We start from the raw sequence: 23,451 nt of genomic DNA, 5'->3' as shown, positions 1-23,451 counted from the left end.
ATTTGAACAATGAATCAAAACATAGAAAAAACCATCAATTTTGTAAAACAAAAATTAGAAGGTGCTGAGGCTGGCCACGATTGGTTTCACATAGAACGCGTGTGGAAACTCTCCAAAAAAATTGCAGAAAAAGAAGGCGGAAATCTAGAAGTAATAGAACTTTCGGCACTTCTTCACGATATCGCAGACCCGAAATTCCATAACGGAGACGAAACTTTGGCTACTAAAATTTCTTCAGAATTTCTGAAAAGTATAGATGTGGAAGAAAAAACCATCGAGCAAGTTCTGTACATCATTGAGAATATTTCATTCAAAAATAGAAGCGAGGCGCCAGAAATTCCTTCCATAGAATTGCAAATTGTACAAGATGCAGACAGGTTAGACGCTATTGGTGCCATAGGAATTGCCAGAACTTTTAACTTTGGTGGTTTTAAGAATAATTTGATGTATCATCCTGATATTCAACCTCAATTAAATATGTCTAAAGAAGAATACAAAAAATCAAACGGAACTACCATCAATCATTTTTACGAAAAACTTCTTCTTTTAAAAGATTTAATGAATACAGAAACCGCAAAAAAAATCGCATCAGAAAGACACGATTTTATGCTTAAATTTTTAGATGAATTCTATAAAGAATGGAAGGTGGAAATTTAAAAAATATTATAACCAATTGAAATACTGTTATAAGTGAAATAATTTCTAAAATATATAAAATCTGAAATCGATCTTTTCATAGAACTATTTAACTCTACAAAATATTTGTTATTATATGAATAACCTAATCCAAAAATAAAACTTGAAGACATTCTGTCTAAAGTAAAATAAGTGTCTGAGTAGTAGGTAGTAGAGGTGTATTTTAGACTTCCGTCTTGTGTTTTTAAAGTTAATATTGGGAATTTAACATTGGTAAATATTTTTGACTTATCATTTAAAAACATAGAGTATCTCACTCCTATTGGAAATTCCATATATCCATATTTTATTGATATATCTCTATCGTTGTCAATAGATTTAGAATTTGCATTCATTGAAGAATAAGTAGCTTCTAATAAAAGAGACCATTTGCCTTTATTAAAAGGTAAAATGTATTCCATTTCTGCTGAAAATTTTGGGTCTATTGAGCTTAGGTTGGCATCATATGACTGTGGAGAGCTAGGTGAATAAAATTTAAATTTTGAAAAATTAACACCAGGTTTTAAGGCAAGATGTATTTTAGTTTTGACTTTATTTAAAGATAGATTGCTTTGTTCAGAAGTAACTTGGTTGTATTTATTAAAAATTTTTATTAAGTCGGAATCTATATATTCAGTGCTTTTCACCATTTTAAGTGCAGCTTCATTATCTGAAAAAATATTATTTAATTGACTTTTATATTTGTCATTAATTGCAAGTAAAGAAGTATTTCCCTCTGGGTTATATATTTTATAGATTAATATTTTAATTTCTCCACTTTCGTCTGAATAAAAGAAATTTTGTATTTCATTGCTAAAATAGGAATACAGATTCTTTTTTCCGGTTGATAGTTGATATAAAAATATTTTAGCATCTCTGAAATCTGGTTCTGGTGAATATGATAAATTATCTAAGTTATTTTTATAAACATTTATTTTGCCAGTGTACCTAATCAATTTATTGTATCCAAATACCTGAAATTCTTTTACATCATCTACTGTAGCTGTTTTTTCTTCCGCATTTTCTTCCGTTTTATATTTAAAAGTAGTCGGGTTTTTTAGCCAATCAAAGTTTTTTATTAAAACTTCATGCCTTTTTTCTTGATTATCAATAAAGTAGCCTTTTTCAAATTTCAATTGAGACCAAAGAGCAACAGTACTAAAAATGGAAATAAAAAGAAATAATTTTTTCATGGTTTTTGATTTAAGGGCACAAATATATCACAAAGAGATATATTTTAAAAACAAAATTTTATATTTGTATTGATTTATGAGAAAAGTCTTGATAACAATAATTTATTTGCAACTTTCTTGAATGAATTCCATTAATCTTTTACTTTTATTTCTGTTAATTTTCGCTCTAGTTCTTAGTTTGTTCAAAACTGGGAAGAATGCCCGTATTGCTAGAGCTTTCAGAATATTGATTACATTTTTCGGAATTTTGTTTTTCGGATATTGGTTTTTTCAAAAAAGTTTAAATAATTTTTTAGAAAAATCTATGTCTGTACAAGTCATTAATCGATTAAATCAACCAATTGATTTTTACGCTATTAAAGTAATTAACAAAGATAAAAATCAGTTTCTTTCTAAACGTTTAGGGAAAATTAGGACCAACCATTATCAGATAGAATATTTTGATATGAGTAATTCTAATGAATATTGGGTTGTAGGTTACTTACCGAAAAATAAAATGGTCTATTTTACCCAACATAGTGTGCAAAACAAAGAAGCGGACCAAAAAATAGAGGTCAAAAATTACCTTAACCAAAGTGTGAAACTCTCAGAAAATGCCCAAGAAGTGGTAGAAAACCTTAAATTAGGAAACATTGGTCAAAGTGTAAAAGTGACGCTTACTTTACTTCTTTTGTTCCTTAATATTGTTTTATTGACTCGGAAAAAATCTTATTCTCATTGATTTTTAGGCTGTTTTTTTAATTTGTTTTAAAAATAAATTTGCACAATTCAGAAAAAACAATTTATATTTGCACCCGAAAATAAAGTTTAACAATTAAAAATCGAAGCAAAAATGTTCAAATTTCACAATTTATCTTCAGTAGTACTACCACTTTCTGTGGTACGCTTCGGTGTTTTCGTTTTCAGCTAGAATTATTATCAATTATGAAATATAGAAACCCGAAGTTGTAAAATTTCGGGTTTTATTTTATTCTAATTTCTGCAAAATTTTCCCGAAATGTTCGTGTAAGTATGTTTACCAGCAGCTCTTTGTTGGCATATTCTTGATGATTTTTTTGAAATCTCATCTTGAATTTTTGAGGTGAATGAAAATCATTCATCACTTATCATTTATCACTTATAAATTATGGGAAATTTAAAATTAAAAGGAAAAGATATCCTGAAATTAGGATATCCTAATAATAAATCAGTAACGGTAGCCTTGGAAGTAGCAAAGAAAAATTTTGCAGATAAAAATACCGCATACGTTAAAAATATTTTGAAGGAAATTTTACTTCAACCAGAAGAATTTAAGAGTAATCTAATGCTTGGTCAGATTGCAGAAGAACTTTTAATGAGCAAGAAAACTGAAAAAAGAATGCTTTTGAATAACAGAGTTCCGTATGAGATTTTCGGGGATGAAATTTCAGAAGATGCAATTAATCAGTTTTATACTTCGCTTAAACTTCCGGTTTCGGTAAAAGGTGCTTTGATGCCAGATGCACATTTCGGGTATGGTCTGCCCATTGGTGGAGTTTTAGCGACCAAAAATGCGGTAATTCCTTATGGAGTAGGCTTAGACATTGGTTGTAGAATGTGTTTAAGTATATTGGATACGCCAGTTTCTTATCTAGATGGTGCAAAAGACAAATACGAAAAAGCATTAGCCGAACATACCAAATTCGGGATGTACGAAGTGCATAAAACGCACATAGAAAATGAAATTTTTGATGATGAAACCTTCAATTTAATTCCGATTTTGAGAAGATTAAAGTCAAAAGCCATCAAACAAATGGGTACTTCAGGCGGAGGAAATCATTTTGTAGAATTCGGAGAAGTAGAAATTTTAGAAGATGATCATCAAATTGGCTTGCCAAAAGGAAAATATGTAGGTATTCTTTCGCACAGTGGTTCTAGAGGCTTCGGAGCAGAGATTGCGCAATATTATACGAGAGTTGCAGTAGAAAATTGTCCGCTCCCAAAAGAAGCACAACATTTGGCTTGGCTAGATTTGGATACGCATCTTGGACAAGAATATTGGGTTTCTATGAATTTGGCAGGAGATTACGCTTCCGCTTGTCATACCGATATTCACAGACGTTTGATAAAAGCGGTTGGTGGAAGGTTGAAAGCAAGAATAGAAAATCATCACAATTTTGCGTGGAAAGAAAATTTTGACGGAGAAGAATTGATTGTTCATAGAAAAGGGGCAACACCAGCTTCGGAAGGACAGTTGGGAATCATCCCAGGTTCTATGACCAGCAAAGGTTTCATTGTAAAAGGCAGAGGGAATTCAGCCTCACTTCATTCTGCTTCGCATGGTGCAGGGAGAAAACATTCCAGAAATTTTGCCAAAACAGCTTTCACACAAAAAGAAATGAAAGATGAGCTGAAAATGCACAAAGTAACCTTGATTGGAGGTAGTCTGGAAGAAGCACCTATGATGTACAAAAACATCAATCAGGTAATGAATGCGCAGCAAGATTTGGTAGATATTTTGGGAACTTTCCAGCCCAGAATCGTGAGAATGGACAAATAATGGTTGTCAGTTTTAGTTGATAGTTTTTGGTTAAAAATCATAAACTATCAACGAACAACCATCAACAAACAACAAATAAAATGAAACAAATAATACAAATCACCTCAGGAAAAGGTCCTGTAGAATGTGAGTTTTTTGTACAAGAAACCTTTAACCGAATGAAAAAAGGAATGGAATTTCTAAAATTGAACTACAAAGTTGTAGAAATGGTAGAAGGTGAAATTTCAGGTTTTCAGTCGATTACTTTTGAAGTTGATGCGGTTTCAGAATTTCTAAATTCTTGGAAAGGAAGCATTCAATTCATCGGGAAAAGTAAATTTAGACCACACCATCAGCGTAAAAACTGGTTCGTTGGTGTTTTTGAAATCGAAAATTTCTTTGAACTTCAACTTAACGAAAAAGATTTAGAATTTCAAACGATGAGGAGTTCTGGAAATGGCGGACAAAACGTAAACAAAGTAAACTCGGCAGTTCGTGTTACGCATTTACCAACTAAAATTCAAGTGGTGGCAATGGATTCTCGTTCGCAATTGGAAAACAAAAAAATCGCGGTCGAAAGATTAAAATTGAAAATTTTGGAAATGAATGCCAAAAAATCTTCAGTACAAAAACAAAATCAATGGATGAATCATCTCCAATTAGAGAGAGGAAATCCTAAGAAAATTTTTAAAATGTAAAAAAAATGACAACAAACAAATACTACTTTCAAGCCTTGGATAATTTCCCTTATAACCTAGAGGAAACAATGCAGGCACTGAATTATGCACTGTCTTATGGTGATCATAATGCAGAAAGTCTATGTCTTTTAGGACGGGTATATTCTGAAATGTTGCAAGATTATGAAACCGCTAAAACTTATTTTGAAGAAGCAATGCAAGTAAAGCTAGATTCTGTTTCTACGCCGCTTTTCTATATAGATTGTTTGCTTAATAATGAAGACTATGAAGAGGCAAAAAAATTAATAGAATATGCGAAAGGTATTAAAGGAATAGACCAATCTAGGATTCTCTATAGAAAAGCTATTTTCTTTGAAAAGCAAGAAAAATTTAAAAAAGCATTGAAAATTCTAGAAAAAGCCAAGAAAAATTCTGCAAATAAAAACTATCTGGATTTTATTACAGAAAGAATAAATTTCATAAAGGCAAAAATAGAAAAACCTAAAAAAGGGAAAGACCAAAAGAAAAGTTCCAACAAATAATTGTTGGAGCTTTTTGTTATTTTAATGAAACCTAAAACTAGCCTCAGGAAGCGTGTTGTTTTTCAAAAATTCTTCATATTCAGGGGAGAGAAGTTTTCTTTCGTAAGTTGGTTTTCCGTTTTGTGAAGCGAGGCGTATTTTGTCTTTTCCGTATTTTTTGTTCAATAAATCCATCGCTTTCATTATAGGTAAGTGTTTGGTTTCTAGATCTTTTTCAAAAACATTGATAAGTCTTTCGTTTTCAGGCACAAAATCCGAAACAATAACTCCAGCTTTTTTGTAGTGAAAACCTTCTTTGTAAATGGCTTCAAAAATAGAATTAGCAGCCTTTGCCAAAACAATGGAAGAATTACTAGGATTGGGTAAAACCATAGAAAAACCATTTCTATACTCGCCCAATTCTTTTCTAAATCTGTTGGTACGAACAAAAACGGTAATTACACGACAACAAGAATTTTGTTTTCGTAGTTTTTCGGCACAAGAAAATGCGAAAGTTTCTATGCGTTCTCTCAGTTTTTCTTTCTCAGAAATCATTTCCATAAAACTTCTGGTAGTAGCAATAGATTGTTTTTTAGCAGGTGTTTCTAAGCCTAGTTGTTGAATTCCTTTCAGTTCGTTAATCATTCTAGTGCCGTGAATTCCCATCATTTTTCTTACCCAGATTTCAGGTTTTTGTAATAAATCCCAAGCTTTATTTACCCCAGCATCACGCATTTTTACGCCCAATCTTCGCCCAATTCCCCAAACGTCTTCTATGTCTAGCCATTTCAGCGCTTTTTCTATTTTTTCTGATGAATCAAGGATAAAAACACCATCAAATCTTTCTGGAAATTTTTTGGCAATTCTGTTCGCAATTTTAGCCAAAGTTTTGGTAGGAGCAATGCCTATGCTTACAGGTATTTTGGCTTCTATTGCAATTTCTTTTTTTATTTTTTGAGAATATTCTTCTAAATTAAAATAAGTAAAACCACGGAAATCTAGAAACAATTCATCTATGCTATACACTTCAAAATTTGGAGCGTAAGAACTCGCAATTTTCATGACTTGTTGGCTTCGGAAATTGTACAATTCAAACTTGGCAGAAAAGGCTTTTACATGGTGTTTTTCAAATAAATCTCGGTACTTAAAAACTGGCGCTCCCATAGGAATCCCTAGTGCTTTTGCCTCGTTACTTCTAGAGACTACACAGCCATCATTATTAGACAAAACTACCACAGGTTTTCCCTCTAAACTGTTGTCTAGAGTGCGTTCGCAGCTAACGAAAAAATTATTGCAATCTAATAGAGCAAACATAATTTCTGTAATTTTTGAATAATAAAATGTGAAAAATCTGAGAGAATATGTTACAAAATTAGAAAGAATTATGATGCAAAAAACAGAAAGTTTTCCACAGGAAATTGGCTCGATTTTCTTTCTTGATTTGAAATGGCCTTGTATTAATTCTATCAATCATGGCAATACTTATTTTTATTCATTCCAAATCAATAAATTTCACTAAATTTGTGTTCTAAAAATTTGATTTATCAATATGTTGACGAAAGCAAGAGTTCAGGAGTTTCTGAAAGAAATAGAAGTAGATGATTTAGTAAAAAATCTTCAAATGGTAGGTGACGATGTGTATATCGATATGGTAGCACATTCGCCAGCAATGCACGAAAAAAAGAAGCTAGAAGTAGCTATGAAACAAGCCTTCGCTTCGGAGTTTGGAGAGCATATTAATTTAAAATTAAAAATTGCTTCACCAGAACCTACAGAAGTTCAACAAAATCAAATCAAAGGGAAACAGATTCCTGGAATTCAAAACATTATCGCTATTGCATCTGGTAAAGGTGGGGTAGGCAAATCTACGGTTACTGCTAACTTGGCGGTTACCTTGCAGAAAATGGGATTTTCGGTGGGCGTTTTAGACGCAGATATTTATGGACCTTCTGTACCTACAATGTTTGATACAGAATCAGAAAAACCAATTTCTGTGGAAGTAGATGGTAAAAATATGATGAAACCTATCGAAAATTATGGCGTAAAAATGCTTTCGATTGGTTATTTTTCAGGAGCAAATCAAGCGGTAGTTTGGCGCGGACCAATGGCTAGCAAAGCTTTGAACCAAATGATTAGAGATGCGGCTTGGGGGAATTTAGACTTTTTATTAATAGATTTACCTCCAGGAACTGGTGATATCCATTTATCTATCATTCAGGAAGTTCCGGTTACAGGTGCTGTAATTGTGAGCACACCACAACATGTAGCGCTAGCAGATGTAAAAAAAGGAATTGCAATGTTTACTATGGAAAGCATCAACATTCCGGTACTTGGTTTAATAGAAAATATGGCGTATTTTACACCCGAAGAATTGCCAGATAACAAATATTATATTTTTGGAAAACAAGGCGCTCAATATATGGCAGATGATTTAGGAATTCCTGTTTTGGGCGAAATTCCTTTAATTCAAAGTATAAGAGAAGCAGGAGATGTAGGAAGGCCAGCAGCATTGCAAGAAGGCTCTAAAATTGCCGAAATTTATAAAGAAACTGCCCAAAAAATGGTGGAAAGTTTAGTAGAAAGAAATAAAAATTTGCCACCAACTGAGGCTGTTAAAATCACCACAATGGCTGGTTGCTCGCCAAAGAAATAAATGATTAAAAAGCAATATTATAAATTAAATATTTCTAGATGTGCTGAAAGCAAATTGCAGAAAGTCAAAAGCAAATAAATTATGAATAGAGAAAAATTGACCCACGAAGAAGTAGTAACCAAAGTGATGGAAGCTTTGGATAGTATTCGTCCGTTTCTAAATAATGATGGAGGTGATATAGAATTGGTAGATGTGGTGGACAATAAAGTGATGGTAAAACTTCAAGGCAATTGCCAAGGTTGTCCTATGAGTTTTTCTACAATGAAATTGGGTGTAGAAAATACCATCAAACAATTTGCACCAAGTATAAAAGAAGTGGTAAGTGTAGAATAATTTCTTTGTTTTGTAAAATATAAAATATAGGTAAAAACGGGCTTTAGCTCGTTTTTTTAATACTTAATTATTTTGATTCCAATTGTTTTTAAAATTTTTGATCAAAGAATTTTTAAAGTTTTTGTCAAAAATAACAACAGGTGGTTTTTGGCTTTCCAAATCATATTCTAAGGTAATCACATCGTCTGTGTCGTCAAATTTTTTATTTTTATTTGAATCATTCTGAGCATTAAAAATAATTTTTCTTGTTTTTGATATAATCTTCCAATTGATTATATTTAAGTTTTTAGGCGAGATTTGCTTTAAATTTTTTCCTTCTTTGTCTGTTAAAAATAAATAAGTAGGATCTTCAAAATTCAATTTTTTATTTCCATCATAATCATCCGTAATAATATTATAGAAAATAAATTTTTTAGAAGAAGTATCCATTTGATTGACAGTTTTGTTTGAGGAATCATAGCTATAATCAGTTTCATAATTAGAAATTAGCATTTTTTGTTTGCTAAGTAAATGTTTTTCTCCTGTAGTAGTATTGTAGAAAATAATATTCCAAAAAGAACTTTCTTTCTCAAATTTAAAGGAACTTTCTAGACTACTTCTTTCAATAGTTTCACCAATTGAAAGAGGAAAAGCTAAAATTCCTGTACTATCTATTTCAATAGAATTATTTGTTAGAATATTTAAGTTTTCTAGTTTTGTTTTTGTTTCTTGATTTACAGGTTTTTCAAAAACTTGTTCTTTTTTTTCGCAAGAAAAAATGAATAAAAATGTGTAAAATAATAGAAAATATTTCATGTCTATTTGTTATTTCTTCAACTGATTATAAATACTGTGTATTAAACCATCGGCTACTGAGATTTTAGGAACAAAAATCTGTGAAATTTCTGCCCAACCCAATACTTTATTAAAAATTTCTAGCGCTGGAACGATTACATCTGCTCGGTCTTCTCTTAAATTATGTTTCAGCATGCGTTCTTCTACGGTGAGGTCTTTCAAATCTTTGTAGAATGTTTTTAGCATATTGGCAGACATTGGTTTTCCGTCTTTTGTCTTACTCATACTAAAAACTTTGTTAATGTTTCCTCCAGAACCTATCGCTACCATTGGTTTTTTGCTTACAATTTTGGTTTTAATTTCTGTTTTTAGTTCTTCCCAATTTTCTTTGGTTACCAAATTATTCAGCAGTCTGATGGTGCCAATATTGAAGGAATGTTCGTATTTCATTTTACCATTTTCGTAGTAAGTGAGTTCTGTAGAACCGCCGCCTACATCTATGTATAGATAGCCGTAGTTTTTGTCAAGTCCTTCTGCTACGTGATTTTCGTAGATTAGCGTAGCTTCTTCGTCACCAGAAATAATTTCTATCTCAATGCCAGCTTCTTTTTTCACTAAATCTATAATTTCTTTACCATTTTTGGCATCACGCATTGCACTAGTAGCACAAGCTCGGTAATGTTCTACTCCATAAATTTCCATCAATTGTGCAAAAACCTTCATCGTATTGATGACCATTTTTTTTCTTTCTGCACCTATTTCTCCTATAGAAAAAACATCAAAACCTAGTCTAAAAGGAATTCTCAAAAGATTGAGTTTTACAAACTCGGGTTTTCCTTTTTTGGGCTCTCTTACTTCATTAATGAGCAATCTAGCTGCATTACTTCCTATATCTATGGCGGCAATCTTCATGTTTTAAATTTCTTTTGGTGTATAAAAAAATAAAAATTCTTTTTCGGCTTTTAGAAAATCTTGCCAAGTTTTGGTATTTATTTTAAAGCCTACTACAGCGCAGGTTGGCATATGCATAATATTTTCGTTGGTCAGAGAATTGGCAAAATAGGTAATTCCATTATTGTGAGAAAATAAAGCTACATTTTCTATTTCATCACTTAAATTTTCTATTACTTCTAAAAAATCTACAGTCGAAGCATTATACAGTTTTTCGACTTTTCTAATATTATCATTTTCAAAAATTTCTGCAAAATATCTACAGGTGGTTATTGCTCTTTTGGCAGGGCTACTTACAAAAGTATCAATTTCTACATTTTTAGATTTCAAAAATTCAGCCATTTTCGGGGCATCTTGGTGCCCTCTTTCACTAAGAGGTCTATCAAAATCTGCGGTATTTACCGGCCAATCACTCTTGGCATGTCTTACCAAAAACAGCGTTTTCATCTGTATTAATTTAAGACTTTAAAATTAAGAAAAATTTGAATTTCTACAACCTGAAAAAAATTAGTAAATTTGCGCTTTATGAGTCAAATAATTGCCATAGATTACGGTAAAGCAAGATGCGGAATTGCTGCTACAGATGATTTGCAGATAATTGCCAGCGCTTTAACTACTGTAGAAACAAAAAATCTTACTGATTTTCTTCAAAAATATTTTGCAGAAAATAAAGTGGAAGCTATGGTAATTGGACTGCCTACAGACCTTAGAGGGAATATGTCTGGCATAGAAATAGATATATTAGAATTTATAGAAAAGGCAAAAAATCTTTTCCCAGAAGTAAAAATCCATCGATTAGATGAGCGTTTTACTTCTAAAATGGCTTCTTTTTTTATCTCGCAAAGTGGTAAAAATAAAAAGCAAAGACAAGAAAAAGCATTGATAGATAAAATTAGTGCGACCATTATTTTACAAAACTTTTTAGAACAAAAACAAAGATGATTTTACCAATCAGAGCATACGGAGACCCAGTTTTAAGAAAAAAAGCACAAGATATTTCACCTGAATATCCTGAGCTTAAAGAATTGATTGCTAGTATGTTCGAAACAATGAACGGTGCGCACGGGATAGGTTTAGCAGCGCCACAAATCGGTTTAGATATTAGACTTTTTATCGTAGATGTTTCTCCATTAGCAGATGATGAAGATTATGTAGATATTGCAGAGGAACTTAAAAGCTTCAAAAAAACTTTCATTAATGCTAAAATTTTAGAAGAAAGCGGAAACGAATGGAAATTTAATGAAGGTTGTCTTTCGATACCAGACGTGAGAGAAGATGTAAGCCGAAAAGAAACCATTTTGATAGAATATTATGACGAAAATTTCGTGAAACATACCGAAACTTTTTCCGATATTCGTGCTCGCGTAATTCAACACGAGTATGACCATATAGAAGGCATTTTATTTACCGATAAACTAAGCCCTCTAAAAAAGAAAATCATCAAAGGAAAACTCAATAAAATTACAGCAGGAGACGTAGCCATTAATTATAAAATGAGATTTCCAAAATAGTATTTTTAGTTTGAAATCGTTTGAAAAGTTTGAAGTTGTTAGAATTTAAAGCAGCTGTATCAAACCAAATCAGACCAAATCAGACCAAATCAAACCACATCAAACAATTAAAAATTAACAAAACATAGATTATGCAGTTAGAAAAAATAATTTCGATTTCAGGTAAACCAGGGCTTTTTACTTTGGTAACTCAGTTAAAATCAGGATTTATTGTAGAAGATATTTCTACAGGGAAAAAAGCGAGTATTTCTAATTCTTCTCAGGTAAGTTTATTAGACAATATTGCAATTTATACTTTTGACAAAGAAGTTCCACTTTTTGAAGTGATGAAAAATATCGCTGAAAAATATGAATACGGTCAAGCTATTGCTCACAAATCTTCAGAAAATGAATTGAGAGCATTTATGGCAAACGTTTTACCAGATTATGACATAGATAGAGTTTATGCTTCTGATATCAAAAAATTGGTACAATGGTATAACTTACTTCAAAAAGGAGGATTTATTACTAAAGAAGCCTTTGTAAAGGAAGAAGAACCTACCGTTACTGATGCTGAAGTTATTGAAGAACCAAAAGCAGAGAAAAAACCAGCTGCCAAAAAAGCAGCTCCTAAAGCAGAAAAACCAGCAGCTCCAAAAGCTAAAGCGTCTTCTTCGGCTAAATCTACCGTAAAATCTACGCAAAGAAAACAAGGATAATATCGCTTTTTGCTTTTTAGCAATTGGCAATTGGCATAACTTTGTCAGAGTTTAAAACCTTTGACAAAGTTTTTTTATTATAAATTTTAAACGCAAGGGCGCAATAGAATTTAAATTAAATAATATTCTTAAGACGCAAAGTTTTTTAACTACTTTAAAAAATGAAAATCTTTGATTTTATTTCGCCATAGAAGAAAATTAATTTTTTACCAATTGCGCCTTGTGTTATTTTAATTCCTTGATTATGAATACTAAAGAACAAAAACTAGAAGCTTTTTCTAAATTGCTCGACATTATGGACGACTTGCGAGAAAAATGTCCTTGGGATAAAAAGCAAGATTTGCAATCTTTGAGGCATCTCACTTTAGAAGAAGTTTATGAACTTTCTGATGCGATTTTGGTGGAAGATTTAACGGAAATCAGAAAAGAATTAGGAGATGTTTTGTTGCATTTGGTTTTTTATGCTAAAATAGGTTCAGAGAAAAATGCTTTTGATATTGCTGATGTTATCAATTCTTTGAACGAAAAATTGATTTTCCGTCATCCTCATATTTATGGAAACGTAGAGGTGAAAGATGAAGAAGAAGTAAAGCAAAATTGGGAAAAATTGAAATTGAAAGAAGGAAACAAATCAGTTTTGGCAGGGGTTTCCAAAGGAACACCAAGTATTGTAAAAGCCTTTAGGATTCAGGAAAAAGTAAAAGGAATAGGTTTTGATTTTGCCAATGCTGAAGATGCTTGGAAGAAAGTAGAAGAAGAACTCAATGAATTTCACACCGAAGAAAATTTTGAGAAAAAGGAACAAGAATTAGGTGACGTTTTGTTTTCGGTGATAAATTATGCCAGAATTTTGGGAATGAATCCCGATTCTGCACTTGAAAAAACGAATTATAAATTTATTTCTCGTTTCCAAAAAATGGAGAAGTTGGCTCTAGAAAGAAACCTTAATCTTTCTGAAATGTCTTTAGAAGAAATGGATTTGCTTTGGGAGGAAGCGAAATTAATGAACAAATAAAACGAAAATATTTTAATTAGAGAATATAAAAATGCGCCCGATCAAGGCGCATTTTTTATGGTAAATGATGTTTACTTCAAGACTTCCACTTCAATTACAGAATTATTGAATATTTTTTGAAAAGCTTTGGTGTAATCTGATTTTTCTGTTTTATAAGGATTTTCTACAAATTTTTGAGGATTTACAGCAAACAGCGGATAAGCCGTACTCTGCACTTGAATCTGGATTTTATGTCCTTTTTTAAACGTATGCAATACGTCTTGAAGATTAAAGACCACTTCTGTTTCTTGGTTTGGAACTAGCGTTTCTGGTTTTTCAAAAGAATTTCTAAATCTTGCAGGCATTATTTCACTTCTTACCATTTGGTGATAGTTTCCGTAGATTACACCTGGTTTTTCTTTGATGCCTTTTTCATCAGCAGGATAAATATCGATTAATTTCACAAAAAAATCTGCATCAGAACCAGTTGAAGCTATTTTTAATTTCACTTTAATTTCTCCCGCCAAAGTAATATCATCGGTCAAAATTTCTGTGGTAAAGGAAGCTACATCTGGTCTATTTTCGCTGAATCTTTGGTCTTCGCTCATATAATTTCTTGGCGTAAAACCATTGAAATCTTTCAAATTTGTACTGCTAGGAACTGGTTTATTAGGGTCTGAAAAATATTCTGTAAAAGAAGCCGAAGAAGGTGTTTCGGTAGTAAATTTACCATTTTCTCTTAAATAAAACTGAGTTTTCTGAGCTGCTTTTGGCGGCCATTCTGCAAATTGTTTCCACTCTTTTTTACCAGTATCGAACATATACGCTTCTGGTAGATTAATTGCAGATTTTTCATTTTTTAAATAATGGTTAAAGAAAGTTGTTTCTATATTTTTTTGATAAAAAGTAGCAATGCTGTCTCCAAAATATACTTCGTTATGAAAATGTTTTCCCATTTCGTGAGACCAACCACCGTGTGAAAAAGGCCCCATTACAATGGTGTTTTTAGCTTTCGGACTGGTTTTTTCTATGGTTTTGTAAATATGAAGCGGCCCTCTTAAATCCTCTGCATCAAACCAACCGCCAACTGTCATCACTGCGTGTTTTATGTTTTTAAGATGAGGTAAAAGGTCTCTTTTTTTCCAAAAATCATCGTAATTAGGATGGTCAACTATTTCATTAATAAAGAAGTTTTCTCTTCCATAATATTTCTCAATTCCTTCTTTCAGAGTTCCCATTTCATTGTAAAAAAGTGAACCATCTTCTGAAGTTGAGGCTAATTTTTTCATTGCAGGAATGTACCACGCTGCATTTTCTGCCTTATTTTTTTGTACTCCAAACACTGGGAAAGTTCTGAAATATCCCATCATAAAAGCTCCGTTGTGGTGAAAGTCATCATACCAAACATCAGAAATGGGAGCTTGTGGAGAAGAAGCTTTCAAAGCAGGATGATCTGCCAAAGTACCAACAGCAGCATAAAATCCTGGATAAGAAGTTCCGTATTGACCAACGTTTCCGTTGTTATTTTGCACATTTTTTACTAGCCAATCTATCGTGTCATAAGTATCTGTACTTTCGTCAATGTCTTTTTTTGTTTTATGGTTAACTTGTGGTGTCATATTCGTAAAAGTACCTTCGCTCATATACCTTCCACGTACATCTTGATACACGAAAATGTATTTTTCATTTTGTAGAAATTTGTTTGGCCCAAGACTTTTTTTGAACTGATCTTCACCATAAGGAGCTACAGAATAGCAAGTTCTTTGCATTAGAATTGGATACTTGTTTTTTGCCGAAATATCCTTAGGAATGTAGATGGAAGTAAATAATTTTACGCCATCTCTCATGGTAATGTACACTTCTTTTTTAGTGAAATTATCTTTCACAAAGTTATCTTGTGCAGATAGATAAAAAATACAAAAAAACGCAAAAAGCGTTAACATTTTCTTCATAATCAAATTTATTTTTAACAAAAATAACAATTAATATGATTGATGAAGAGGGGTTTTGTGAAAAGTTTTATTTTTTGAGTGAGAATTTATTTTATTTCAAAAATTTCTTCAAATTTCTTTTTTACAATTATTTTTCCGATTTTATCAAGTAAGAAGTGAACAAGAAAGATAAAAATAAAAAAAGGAACAATAATTATATTTATTTTTTCGTCTTGTGGAAAATCAAATATTTTAAAAATTTGTAATAAATTGATTAAAACTAAAGAACTAACTGAAAATATAAGCATTACTTTATTGCTTAAAATATTTTTGATAGTATAATCGATTTCAGTAAAATTTGATTTTTTTTGATAAATTCCGGAAATTTCAATAGACCTAAGATGTCTTGTAGACGAATTAAGATGAATAGAGAATCTTTTTTCATTAAATTTCCCACTAAATTCTTTTCCATTATATCGTTTTGGTGAGAAAAACCAAATCAATTTATCAGAAGTTACATTTTCTTCTAATTTTTTATAAAAATCTTGAACTTTACTTTCTGCAAGCATATTAACATTTTGTTACACAAATTTAATAATTTTCAATTCTCAACAATCAACAATCAAGACGTTTTCCTATAATTCCAAATTGCCCAAGAATTAAAAACAATCGCCATTGCTAAAATCGATAAAAACTGTGGCAAAAGGTTCATAAAACCTGCGTTTTTCAGTACAATTAACCTTATCACTTCTATCAATTGTCTTAAAGGATTGAGATTCGTCATTTTCTGCGCCCAAATTGGCATACTTTCTATTGGCGTAAAAAGTCCGCTCATTAAATTGAAAATCATCAAAAAGAAAAATACGGTAAACATCGCTTGTTGTTGCGTTTCGCTGTACGTAGAAATCAGCAAACCGAAACCTAAAATTGCAAACAAATAAATGGCTACAAAAAAGTAGAGTAGAAGTAGGTTTCCGTTGATTTCAATGCTGTAAACAAACCTAGAAACGAGCAATCCTAATGTAAAAGCAACCATCGCCAAAATCCAAAAAGGAATAAGTTTTCCGAGAATAAAATTGTGTTTTTTTATTGGCGAAACATTGATTTGTTCCATTGTTCCTACTTCTTTTTCGGAAACGATGTTGAGAGCGGTGAGCATTCCTGCAATTAAAGTAACTAAAAACGCTAAAATCCCAGGAACTAAAGCCAATCTGTAATTATAATGTCTGTTAAACCAAAGCATAGAACTCACTTCTAAACCCGAATTTTTTTGAAATTCTACCAATTCAGGTGATAATTTGGTTTGAATATTTTTGTTGTAATCTTGTAAAATCTGCGAAAGGTAAACGCCTGAAAGTCCGGCTTTTGTACCATTTATGGCATTGATGGCGACTAAAACTTTGTTTTGAGATTCTCGAACAATATTTTTTTCAAATTTCGGTGGAATTTCCAAAATCAAATCGGCGTTTTCTTTTTCTAAAATTTCGTAGGCTTCGTTATAATTTTCACCATAATATTGAATTCGGAAATAATTACTACTCGTAACATCTTGAATCAATCTCCTAGAAAACGAAGAATGATCGTGATCTACCACCGCTAAATTGATGTTTTTAATTTCATAACTCGCCGCTAAAGGAAGCACAATCAATTGTACAACTGGCATCACGAAAATCACCGCCAATATTGATTTATTCCGAAAAATTTGTCGGAATTCTTTTTTCAATAAAAAAATCAACTGCCTCATATTTTTATTTTTTTAAAACCACAAAAGACACAAAAGCTTTTTATTGTTTTATTATAGATGGAACTTTTTTCGTTTGTAAAGCAAACAAAAATTAAAAATCTTTGATTTTTACCTTTTATTACCTTTTGAAAAACTTTTTGCACATTAATTCTTTTGTGACTTTTGTGGTTAAAATTATTCCAAACGTATTTTAAATTTCTTCACCGCAATCGCAAAAAGCACCATCATCATTCCGAAAAGCACTAAAAACGGTTTCCAAATGATAGAAATTCCCGTTCCTTTAATCATAATATTTTTAATCATTATATAGTACCATTTTGCTGGAATTATATTAGAAACCACTTGCAACGGAATCGGCATATTTTCTATCGGGAACATAAATCCGCTCAACATTAAGGTTGGTAACATTGTGGCAATCAAAGAAATAAGCATTGCTTGTTGTTGCGTTTTCACAAAAATAGAAATCAAAATCCCTATCAATAAATTCGTTAAAATAAAAATCGTACTTACCAATAATAACAAAATCAAACTTCCTTTTATTGGTAAATCCAATAAAAAATAACTCAAAATCAAAATCACCAAAACGATTAACATCGATAAAATAAAGTAAGGAACCGCTTTTGCGATGATTACAAACGAAGGTTTCATCGGCGAAACAAGCAGAATTTCCATTGTTCCTGTTTCTTTTTCTTTAACGATAGCAATCGCCGTCATCATTACACAAACAATCAATAAAATCAACGCCATTACTCCAGGAACGAAATTCGGTGCACCTTTCAATTGAGGGTTGTAAAGCATTCTAATTTCGGGAGTTACGTTGTACGTTTGTGTGGAATTTTTCGCTTGACTTTTATAAAAATCGAGAATAATATTCTGTAAATAATTAGAAATTTGATTGCCGAGATTGATGTCGGTTCCATCAATAATCATTTGAAGATTTGCTTTTTTTTGCAAACTCAAATTCTCTGAAAAATCACTCGGAATTACCAATATCATTTTCACTTTTCCATCTTTGAAAGCGTTTTGAAACTGACTAGAACTCGTAAGATTTCTATCGATATCAAAATATTTATTGGTATTAATTTTAGAAACTAAAGCCGAAGAAACTGCGCTTTTGTCTTGATCAAAAACTGCAATTCCTGTATTTTTAATTTCTGTTGAAAGTGCAAAACCAAACAGAATCACTTGCACAATCGGCAATCCGAAAAGCATCAAGAGTACACGTTTGTCTCGCAAAACGTGATAAAATTCTTTTCTGATGAAAGTAAGCAGTTGCTTCATAATGTATTATTTTAATTTCTCGCTGATTTTGCTGATTGAGCAGATTTGAATTTTTAATCAGCCAAATCAGCTCTATCTGCGAGAGTATCAATCAGCGCTTCGTTTTGCTCCTCTTGCTAATTGGTAAAAAACTTCGTCCATACTTTTTGCTTCAAACTGTTTTTTCAGATTGGTTGGCGTATCCAAAGCCTCAATTTTTCCATCAACCATTATCGAAACTCGGTTACAATATTCCGCTTCGTCCATATAATGCGTAGTTACAAAAATCGTAATCCCGTTTTCCGAAGCCTCGTAAATCAAATCCCAAAATTGTCTTCGAGTTACTGGATCAACACCACCAGTTGGTTCGTCAAGAAAAACAATTTCAGGCTCGTGAAAAATCGCCACAGAAAACGCCAGTTTCTGTTTCCAACCGAGTGGAAGTTCAGAAACCAATTTGTTTTTCTCCTTTTCCAAGCCTAATTTTGTTACCAATTCTGCACTTTTTTCCTTGATTTGTTTGTTCGACAAACCATAAATTCCACCAAAAAATTCCAAATTTTCAAGAATCGTTAAATTTTCATACAAAGAAAATTTCTGACTCATATAACCGATATTTTTCTTGATGTCTTCAGTGTTTTTATAGACATCAAAACCCGCAACCGTCGCATTTCCAGAACTCGGAATCGAAAGTCCACAAAACATTCTCATTGCAGTTGTTTTTCCGGCACCATTTGCACCGAGAAACCCGAAAATTTCTCCTTTTGAAACCTCAAAAGAAATATGATCAACAGCCGTGAAATCCCCAAAAACTTTGGTAATTTGTTCAGCTTTTATGGCGATGTTATTATTCATTTTCAATTCTCAATTTTCAATTTTCAATTCTACATTATTAGATAGCAAGAGAATAAAACTATCTTCAATAGTCGCTTCTATGTTGTTGATTTCTATTTCTTTAAAACTTTTTTCTCTCAAAAATTTCTCTAAAGATTCTTTGCTAAATTCCTTTTCTTTATCTACCACAACGTGAGCAAATTCGCCAAAAGCATAAGAATTTTCTGTGGTTTTATAGTCTTTCAAAATTTTCAAAAGAGCAGGAATATTCTCTGTTTTTACTTCAAATAAATCTTTAGGAAAGTCTTTACAAATTTGTTTTGGTGTGTCAATTTTTAGAATTTTTCCGTTTTGCATCAATGCAATTCTGTCGCACAAACTCGCTTCATCCATATATGGTGTGGCAACTACAATCGTGATGCCTTGTTCTTTCAAACGTTTCAGCATTTCCCAAAATTCTTTCCTTGAAACAGGATCAACTCCAGTTGTGGGTTCGTCTAAAAATAAAACTTTCGGTTTGTGAATTAAAGCGCAAGAAAGTGCCAATTTTTGTTTCATTCCGCCAGAAAGTTTGCCTGCTCTTCTCGTTTTGAAAGGTTCTATTTGCCTGTAAATATCTTTGATTAAATCATAATTTTCTGCAATTGTAGTATTAAAAACACTCGCGAAAAATTCTAAATTTTCTTCCACCGTCAAATCTTGATACAAAGAAAATTTTCCTGGCATATAACCGAGAATTTGTCGGATTTTTTTGTAATCTTTTATCACATCAAGTCCATCAATTTTTGCATTTCCAGAATCGGGGAGAAGAACAGTGGTGAGCATTCTAAAAATAGAAGTTTTACCACTTCCATCAGGGCCAATCAACCCGAAAATTTCTCCTTTTTCAACGGAAAAAGAAATGTTATCAACTGCTAGAATTTTTTGATTTTTCTCGCCGTAAGATTTTGATATATTTTTAGCTTCTATCATTTGTTTTTAACGCAAAGAGCGCAAAGATTTTTTTCACAATTTTGAAAATATTTTTAAGTTCGCCAAGAATCTGACAAAGGCGGATTTGCAAAATCCACAAAGTTTTTTAATTCACTATTCACTGCGAAGCAAATTCACTATTCACAATTAAAGTTTCACTTCTCCGTACATTCCGATTTTCAAGAAACCATCATTTTTCACACGAATTTTTGAGGCGTAAACCAAGTTGGCTCTTTCGTCTTTGGTTTGAATGGTTTTTGGTGTGAATTCAGATTTTTGAGAAATCCATTCTATTTTTCCGTTCAGTTCTTTAGTTTCGCCATTTCCTGCGTCAACTAAAATTTTTACGGTTTGTTCGACTTTTATTTTCGCCAATTGATCGCCAGTAAAATAAGCTCTCAAAAGCATTTCATCGAGGTTTGCCATTTTGAAAATTGGTTTTCCAACGGTTGCAAATTCGCCTTTGTACATGTATTTTGTAAGCACAGTTCCGTTGATTGGGCTCGAAATAATGTTGTGTTTCAGTTGATCATCAATTTGTAATACTTTCTTTTGATTCGGATTTTTTTCGCTTAAAATCGCTCTGTTTTGTATTGAAACTTGCTCTTTGGTTGAAGAAATTTGTTGATTCAACGTTTGTAATTGAGCATTAGCAACCGAAATTTGTTTCTGGACAACAGCAACTTGCGAATTAGCATCATCGAGTTGTTTTTTAGTAGCGGCATCAGCTTTCACCAAATTTGAAATTCTGTTTCGTTCTATAACTGCAGTAGAAAGTTGTTCTTGCAAAACCGAAATATTTGCTTTTTGAGCATTCATTTGTGATTGCAAAACCTGAATTTGTGGGTTTGCAGAATTGGTTTTTTCATCAATTGCATTAATGGAAGCCAAAACTTGTTCTTTCTGTAATTCTACACCTGTTCCGTCAATCATCCCGATTTGTTGGTTTTCGGTAAGTTGTTGTCCTTCATTAAGTTTTAGTTCCAAAATTTTACCGGTTGCTTCTGCGGTTACCATTATTTCATCGGCTTCAAAAGTTCCTGAAGCATCGTAATCTACAGTTTTCTTGCAAGAAATTATAGCTAAAAGTAGGAGAGGAAGAATATATTTTTTCATAATTTTAGTTGTTGGTTGATAGTTGTCAGTTGATAGTTTAAAATTCATTTTCAATTTTACACTTTTAATTTTCAATTATTAAGATTTGCTTTCAAATTATATTGAGTCAATAAATATTGAATTTCGTGGGAAACTTTGGTTAAAACGGCTTGTTCTTCTGCATTTACTTCTCGTAAATAATCGTTGGTGGTAATTACCCCGTTTTCTAATTGAGCCAAACTTGCCTTTTTAATGCTTTTTCTCAAAGTGATGAGTTCATTGTCTTTTTCTATGAGATTTTGAATTTTATCTAAATCATTTTTTTGTTGAATTTCTGTGAAGTTTTGATTGAAAAGAAAGTTTTCTCTTTGAATTTCAACGTCTTGAGATTGATTATCTAACAACTGTAAATCATTTTTCTTTGTGTAAAATCCTGTAATCGGAATATTGAGACGAATTCCAGCAATGTAGAATGTATCAAATTCATTTTTGAGCATATTAAAACCTGGTTTTCCATAACCACCTTGAAAAAATGCACCTAATTTTGGGGTGTTTTTCGTGTTGATGAGTTTTTTTTGTGTTTCAATTAAAGATTTTTGAGCATCAAAAAGTTTCAGTTCAGAACGATTGTTGGTTTCTGTAACTAATACTTTTTCAGGAGTTTGCAATGGTGTGTTTTCATCTAAATTTCTTTTGATGAAATAAGAAAGCATTTGAGAAAAACTTTGTTTTACAGATTTTAGTTCAATTTCTCTTTGCTCGAGTTTTACTAATTCAGCTTTTAAAACATCGAGGTTGCTTCTAAAAATTACGCCGTTTTTGAGTTGGGCTTCTGCTTTTTTGATACCTTCTTTAATATCAGATTTCGTCAATTGAAGTTGAGCTAATTGCTTGTCTGTCTGCAAAATCCCGAAATAAATTTGGTTAATTCTTTCCTTCAGTTTATCCAATTCTACTTCCGTTTGTACGGTTTGAACTTGTGACTGAATTTTAGCCATTTCCTTTTGATTTTTGATATTTCCGCCATCGTAAATGGTTTGTGAAACGTCTGCGAAAACTCTGTATTGATCTTTGCTTAAAGGATCTACCGATACATTTGGTAATTTCACAGGGAATTGAGTAACATCGTTTTGGTACGTTGCTTGTCCGATAATTTGAATTTGCGGAAGCCAACCTTTCAGTGCGTTTTCTGTAGTGTATTGCTCTGATTTTTTGATGAGTTCTTGCTTTTTGATGAGCGGATAATTTTCTCGCGCCAATTGATAACATTGTTCTAAAGTCAATGTTTCTTGAGCGTTGAGAATTCCTATAAAAAATAGGAAAATGTATTTTATATTTTTCATTATAGGGTGTTTGTTGTCAATTGCCATGTAATTAATTCTCAATTTTCAACTCTCAATTTTCAGTTCTAAAAGTGTTTTGATCCAGATTGGAATGAGTTTTCTTCTTTCGTTGATAAATTGCTGAAAATCATCTTCCTGAATCAATTCAAATGAGCGGAGAACAGGTTTTGCGACAAACGGAAAAACCGTCATTCCTAAAAAAGTGATTAAAAAATGCAAAGGATTGAAATGGGGTTGCTTTTCTTTGATCTGTCTCATAATTGCTGAATTCTGAAACACTCTTTTGATGGGAATTACTGAAGTTAGTTCTGAATTTTTCTTTTGAATTTCACTGATTACAAACAAGGGAAGATTGGGATTTTTGGATAAAATATCGATGTATTTATCTGTTGCCAAATCTATTTTTTCTTCTAGAGTTGTTTTTTCGTTGGTGATGATTGGTAATATTTGTCCGAAAAGTAAAAGGATTTTTACTTTCATTACTTGTTCGAACAATTTTTCTTTGCTTCTGTAATAATAATTGAGCAAAGCCAAATTAATCCCAGCTTCTTCTGCAATGTCACGTGTTCTAGTTCCTGCAAATCCTTTTTCTGTAAAGACTTTGGATGCAGCTTCTAAAATTTTTTCTTCCGTAGAAATTTCTTTTTCAGTCATTTGAATGAATTTGATGGCACAAAATTAAATTAATTTTTTGATTTAAACAAAATATTTAATCATTTGATTAAAAATAAATTTTTATCGCGAGCGAAGCAAGCGTAGATTGTTTTTAAAGAAAAACGCAACTCATTGCTGAAT

General features: G+C 31.9%; 25 protein-coding genes. 11 read left to right on the top strand and 14 right to left on the bottom strand.

From position 1 onward, the window contains the following. Positions 1-9: 9 nt before the first annotated feature. Positions 10-657, top strand: coding sequence for an HD domain-containing protein (locus tag IEW40_RS08680; protein ID WP_188617703.1), 648 nt, complete (start codon positions 10-12; stop codon positions 655-657). On the opposite strand, the gene IEW40_RS08675 is transcribed toward IEW40_RS08680, so the two are convergent. After that, the gene (locus tag IEW40_RS08675) at positions 654-1,868 is read right to left on the bottom strand and encodes a hypothetical protein (RefSeq protein WP_188617702.1); all 1,215 of its coding nucleotides are present in this window, start codon (positions 1,866-1,868) and stop codon (positions 654-656) included. The genes IEW40_RS08680 and IEW40_RS08675 overlap by 4 nt on opposite strands. A gap of 121 nt (positions 1,869-1,989) precedes the next feature. Between IEW40_RS08675 and IEW40_RS08670 the strand changes: the two genes are divergently transcribed. The 4 genes from IEW40_RS08670 to IEW40_RS08655 all read left to right on the top strand — a co-directional run bounded on the left by IEW40_RS08670 (position 1,990) and on the right by IEW40_RS08655 (position 5,584). After that, positions 1,990-2,589 (top strand): hypothetical protein, encoded by a 600-nt coding sequence (locus tag IEW40_RS08670; protein ID WP_188617701.1) that lies wholly within the window; start codon positions 1,990-1,992, stop codon positions 2,587-2,589. A 405-nt stretch (positions 2,590-2,994) separates the two neighbouring features. Then, positions 2,995-4,386 carry an RtcB family protein gene (locus IEW40_RS08665; RefSeq protein ID WP_188617700.1) on the top strand — a complete coding sequence of 464 codons (1,392 nt, stop codon included), beginning with the start codon at positions 2,995-2,997 and terminating at the stop codon, positions 4,384-4,386. 80 nt (positions 4,387-4,466) lie between these two features. Continuing rightward, positions 4,467-5,063 (top strand): peptide chain release factor H, encoded by a 597-nt coding sequence (prfH, locus tag IEW40_RS08660; protein WP_188617699.1) that lies wholly within the window; start codon positions 4,467-4,469, stop codon positions 5,061-5,063. 5 nt (positions 5,064-5,068) lie between these two features. Beyond that, on the top strand, positions 5,069-5,584 hold the full coding sequence (locus IEW40_RS08655) for a tetratricopeptide repeat protein (protein WP_188617698.1): 516 nt from the start codon (positions 5,069-5,071) through the stop codon (positions 5,582-5,584). A gap of 21 nt (positions 5,585-5,605) precedes the next feature. On the opposite strand, the gene IEW40_RS08650 is transcribed toward IEW40_RS08655, so the two are convergent. Then, complete coding sequence (locus IEW40_RS08650; RefSeq protein WP_188617697.1) at positions 5,606-6,877, bottom strand: Y-family DNA polymerase; 1,272 nt, start codon at positions 6,875-6,877, stop codon at positions 5,606-5,608. 235 nt (positions 6,878-7,112) lie between these two features. Here IEW40_RS08650 and IEW40_RS08645 point away from each other — a divergent pair, with 235 nt between their 5' ends. Then, positions 7,113-8,216, top strand: coding sequence for an Mrp/NBP35 family ATP-binding protein (locus tag IEW40_RS08645; RefSeq protein ID WP_188617696.1), 1,104 nt, complete (start codon positions 7,113-7,115; stop codon positions 8,214-8,216). 81 nt (positions 8,217-8,297) lie between these two features. Continuing rightward, complete coding sequence (locus IEW40_RS08640; protein ID WP_188617695.1) at positions 8,298-8,549, top strand: NifU family protein; 252 nt, start codon at positions 8,298-8,300, stop codon at positions 8,547-8,549. A gap of 63 nt (positions 8,550-8,612) precedes the next feature. Here the strand turns inward: IEW40_RS08640 and IEW40_RS08635 are convergent, their stop codons facing one another. Genes IEW40_RS08635 through IEW40_RS08625 form a run of 3 tightly spaced genes read right to left on the bottom strand, consistent with a single transcriptional unit; the run spans position 8,613 to position 10,721 of the window. Beyond that, positions 8,613-9,344 carry a hypothetical protein gene (locus IEW40_RS08635; RefSeq protein ID WP_188617694.1) on the bottom strand — a complete coding sequence of 244 codons (732 nt, stop codon included), beginning with the start codon at positions 9,342-9,344 and terminating at the stop codon, positions 8,613-8,615. A gap of 9 nt (positions 9,345-9,353) precedes the next feature. Beyond that, on the bottom strand, positions 9,354-10,235 hold the full coding sequence (locus tag IEW40_RS08630; protein WP_188617693.1) for a Ppx/GppA phosphatase family protein: 882 nt from the start codon (positions 10,233-10,235) through the stop codon (positions 9,354-9,356). Between the two features lie 3 nt (positions 10,236-10,238). Then, the gene (locus tag IEW40_RS08625; RefSeq protein ID WP_188617692.1) at positions 10,239-10,721 is read right to left on the bottom strand and encodes a SixA phosphatase family protein; all 483 of its coding nucleotides are present in this window, start codon (positions 10,719-10,721) and stop codon (positions 10,239-10,241) included. 78 nt (positions 10,722-10,799) lie between these two features. On the opposite strand from IEW40_RS08625, the gene ruvX reads away from it, so the two are divergent. The 4 genes from ruvX (at position 10,800) to mazG (ending at position 13,498) form a co-directional block, all read left to right on the top strand. Continuing rightward, positions 10,800-11,216: a Holliday junction resolvase RuvX gene (ruvX, locus tag IEW40_RS08620; RefSeq protein WP_188617691.1), complete on the top strand. Its 417-nt coding sequence runs from the start codon at positions 10,800-10,802 to the stop codon at positions 11,214-11,216. Next, positions 11,213-11,785: a peptide deformylase gene (gene def, locus IEW40_RS08615; protein WP_188617690.1), complete on the top strand. Its 573-nt coding sequence runs from the start codon at positions 11,213-11,215 to the stop codon at positions 11,783-11,785. Before ruvX ends, def begins: the two co-directional genes overlap by 4 nt. Before the next feature lie 131 nt (positions 11,786-11,916). Continuing rightward, a complete protein-coding gene (locus tag IEW40_RS08610) occupies positions 11,917-12,483 on the top strand; it encodes a DUF5606 family protein (protein WP_188617689.1) in 567 nt (188 codons plus the stop codon). A 244-nt stretch (positions 12,484-12,727) separates the two neighbouring features. Continuing rightward, positions 12,728-13,498, top strand: coding sequence for a nucleoside triphosphate pyrophosphohydrolase (gene mazG, locus IEW40_RS08605; protein WP_188617688.1), 771 nt, complete (start codon positions 12,728-12,730; stop codon positions 13,496-13,498). A gap of 71 nt (positions 13,499-13,569) precedes the next feature. On the opposite strand, the gene IEW40_RS08600 is transcribed toward mazG, so the two are convergent. The 9 genes from IEW40_RS08600 to IEW40_RS08560 form a co-directional block, all read right to left on the bottom strand. Beyond that, positions 13,570-15,429 (bottom strand): CocE/NonD family hydrolase, encoded by a 1,860-nt coding sequence (locus tag IEW40_RS08600; protein WP_188617687.1) that lies wholly within the window; start codon positions 15,427-15,429, stop codon positions 13,570-13,572. 86 nt (positions 15,430-15,515) lie between these two features. After that, positions 15,516-15,911 (bottom strand): hypothetical protein, encoded by a 396-nt coding sequence (locus tag IEW40_RS08595; protein ID WP_188617686.1) that lies wholly within the window; start codon positions 15,909-15,911, stop codon positions 15,516-15,518. 119 nt (positions 15,912-16,030) lie between these two features. Then, positions 16,031-17,152 (bottom strand): ABC transporter permease, encoded by a 1,122-nt coding sequence (locus tag IEW40_RS08590; RefSeq protein WP_188617685.1) that lies wholly within the window; start codon positions 17,150-17,152, stop codon positions 16,031-16,033. Positions 17,153-17,326: 174 nt separating this feature from the next. After that, the gene (locus IEW40_RS08585) at positions 17,327-18,433 is read right to left on the bottom strand and encodes an ABC transporter permease (protein ID WP_188617684.1); all 1,107 of its coding nucleotides are present in this window, start codon (positions 18,431-18,433) and stop codon (positions 17,327-17,329) included. Positions 18,434-18,520: 87 nt separating this feature from the next. Then, positions 18,521-19,267 carry an ABC transporter ATP-binding protein gene (locus IEW40_RS08580; RefSeq protein WP_188617683.1) on the bottom strand — a complete coding sequence of 249 codons (747 nt, stop codon included), beginning with the start codon at positions 19,265-19,267 and terminating at the stop codon, positions 18,521-18,523. A 9-nt stretch (positions 19,268-19,276) separates the two neighbouring features. Then, positions 19,277-20,218, bottom strand: a complete 942-nt coding sequence (locus tag IEW40_RS08575) for an ABC transporter ATP-binding protein (protein WP_188617682.1) — start codon at positions 20,216-20,218, stop codon at positions 19,277-19,279. A 147-nt stretch (positions 20,219-20,365) separates the two neighbouring features. Then, positions 20,366-21,334, bottom strand: a complete 969-nt coding sequence (locus tag IEW40_RS08570; protein WP_188617681.1) for an HlyD family secretion protein — start codon at positions 21,332-21,334, stop codon at positions 20,366-20,368. A gap of 71 nt (positions 21,335-21,405) precedes the next feature. Next, the gene (locus IEW40_RS08565; protein ID WP_188617680.1) at positions 21,406-22,656 is read right to left on the bottom strand and encodes a TolC family protein; all 1,251 of its coding nucleotides are present in this window, start codon (positions 22,654-22,656) and stop codon (positions 21,406-21,408) included. A gap of 45 nt (positions 22,657-22,701) precedes the next feature. Then, entirely contained in the window at positions 22,702-23,310 is a 609-nt protein-coding gene (locus IEW40_RS08560) for a TetR/AcrR family transcriptional regulator (RefSeq protein ID WP_229663414.1), read from the bottom strand. Positions 23,311-23,451 lie beyond the last annotated feature (141 nt).

This window comes from Cloacibacterium rupense (assembly GCF_014645495.1).
Lineage (GTDB): Bacteria > Bacteroidota > Bacteroidia > Flavobacteriales > Weeksellaceae > Cloacibacterium > Cloacibacterium rupense.
This window is presented reverse-complemented; position numbering and strand designations above follow the sequence as displayed.

Excerpts from the sequence above, each read along its gene's own strand:
- IEW40_RS08680 (WP_188617703.1), top strand. The coding sequence starts at position 10 with ATGAATCAAAACATAGAAAAAACCATCAATTTTGTAAAACAAAAATTA.
- IEW40_RS08675 (WP_188617702.1), bottom strand. The coding sequence starts at position 1,868 with ATGAAAAAATTATTTCTTTTTATTTCCATTTTTAGTACTGTTGCTCTT.
- IEW40_RS08670 (WP_188617701.1), top strand. The coding sequence starts at position 1,990 with ATGAATTCCATTAATCTTTTACTTTTATTTCTGTTAATTTTCGCTCTA.
- IEW40_RS08665 (WP_188617700.1), top strand. The coding sequence starts at position 2,995 with ATGGGAAATTTAAAATTAAAAGGAAAAGATATCCTGAAATTAGGATAT.
- prfH (WP_188617699.1), top strand. The coding sequence starts at position 4,467 with ATGAAACAAATAATACAAATCACCTCAGGAAAAGGTCCTGTAGAATGT.
- IEW40_RS08655 (WP_188617698.1), top strand. The coding sequence starts at position 5,069 with ATGACAACAAACAAATACTACTTTCAAGCCTTGGATAATTTCCCTTAT.
- IEW40_RS08650 (WP_188617697.1), bottom strand. The coding sequence starts at position 6,877 with ATGTTTGCTCTATTAGATTGCAATAATTTTTTCGTTAGCTGCGAACGC.
- IEW40_RS08645 (WP_188617696.1), top strand. The coding sequence starts at position 7,113 with ATGTTGACGAAAGCAAGAGTTCAGGAGTTTCTGAAAGAAATAGAAGTA.
- IEW40_RS08640 (WP_188617695.1), top strand. The coding sequence starts at position 8,298 with ATGAATAGAGAAAAATTGACCCACGAAGAAGTAGTAACCAAAGTGATG.
- IEW40_RS08635 (WP_188617694.1), bottom strand. The coding sequence starts at position 9,344 with ATGAAATATTTTCTATTATTTTACACATTTTTATTCATTTTTTCTTGC.
- IEW40_RS08630 (WP_188617693.1), bottom strand. The coding sequence starts at position 10,235 with ATGAAGATTGCCGCCATAGATATAGGAAGTAATGCAGCTAGATTGCTC.
- IEW40_RS08625 (WP_188617692.1), bottom strand. The coding sequence starts at position 10,721 with ATGAAAACGCTGTTTTTGGTAAGACATGCCAAGAGTGATTGGCCGGTA.
- ruvX (WP_188617691.1), top strand. The coding sequence starts at position 10,800 with ATGAGTCAAATAATTGCCATAGATTACGGTAAAGCAAGATGCGGAATT.
- def (WP_188617690.1), top strand. The coding sequence starts at position 11,213 with ATGATTTTACCAATCAGAGCATACGGAGACCCAGTTTTAAGAAAAAAA.
- IEW40_RS08610 (WP_188617689.1), top strand. The coding sequence starts at position 11,917 with ATGCAGTTAGAAAAAATAATTTCGATTTCAGGTAAACCAGGGCTTTTT.
- mazG (WP_188617688.1), top strand. The coding sequence starts at position 12,728 with ATGAATACTAAAGAACAAAAACTAGAAGCTTTTTCTAAATTGCTCGAC.
- IEW40_RS08600 (WP_188617687.1), bottom strand. The coding sequence starts at position 15,429 with ATGAAGAAAATGTTAACGCTTTTTGCGTTTTTTTGTATTTTTTATCTA.
- IEW40_RS08590 (WP_188617685.1), bottom strand. The coding sequence starts at position 17,152 with ATGAGGCAGTTGATTTTTTTATTGAAAAAAGAATTCCGACAAATTTTT.
- IEW40_RS08585 (WP_188617684.1), bottom strand. The coding sequence starts at position 18,433 with ATGAAGCAACTGCTTACTTTCATCAGAAAAGAATTTTATCACGTTTTG.
- IEW40_RS08580 (WP_188617683.1), bottom strand. The coding sequence starts at position 19,267 with ATGAATAATAACATCGCCATAAAAGCTGAACAAATTACCAAAGTTTTT.
- IEW40_RS08575 (WP_188617682.1), bottom strand. The coding sequence starts at position 20,218 with ATGATAGAAGCTAAAAATATATCAAAATCTTACGGCGAGAAAAATCAA.
- IEW40_RS08570 (WP_188617681.1), bottom strand. The coding sequence starts at position 21,334 with ATGAAAAAATATATTCTTCCTCTCCTACTTTTAGCTATAATTTCTTGC.
- IEW40_RS08565 (WP_188617680.1), bottom strand. The coding sequence starts at position 22,656 with ATGAAAAATATAAAATACATTTTCCTATTTTTTATAGGAATTCTCAAC.
- IEW40_RS08560 (WP_229663414.1), bottom strand. The coding sequence starts at position 23,310 with ATGACTGAAAAAGAAATTTCTACGGAAGAAAAAATTTTAGAAGCTGCA.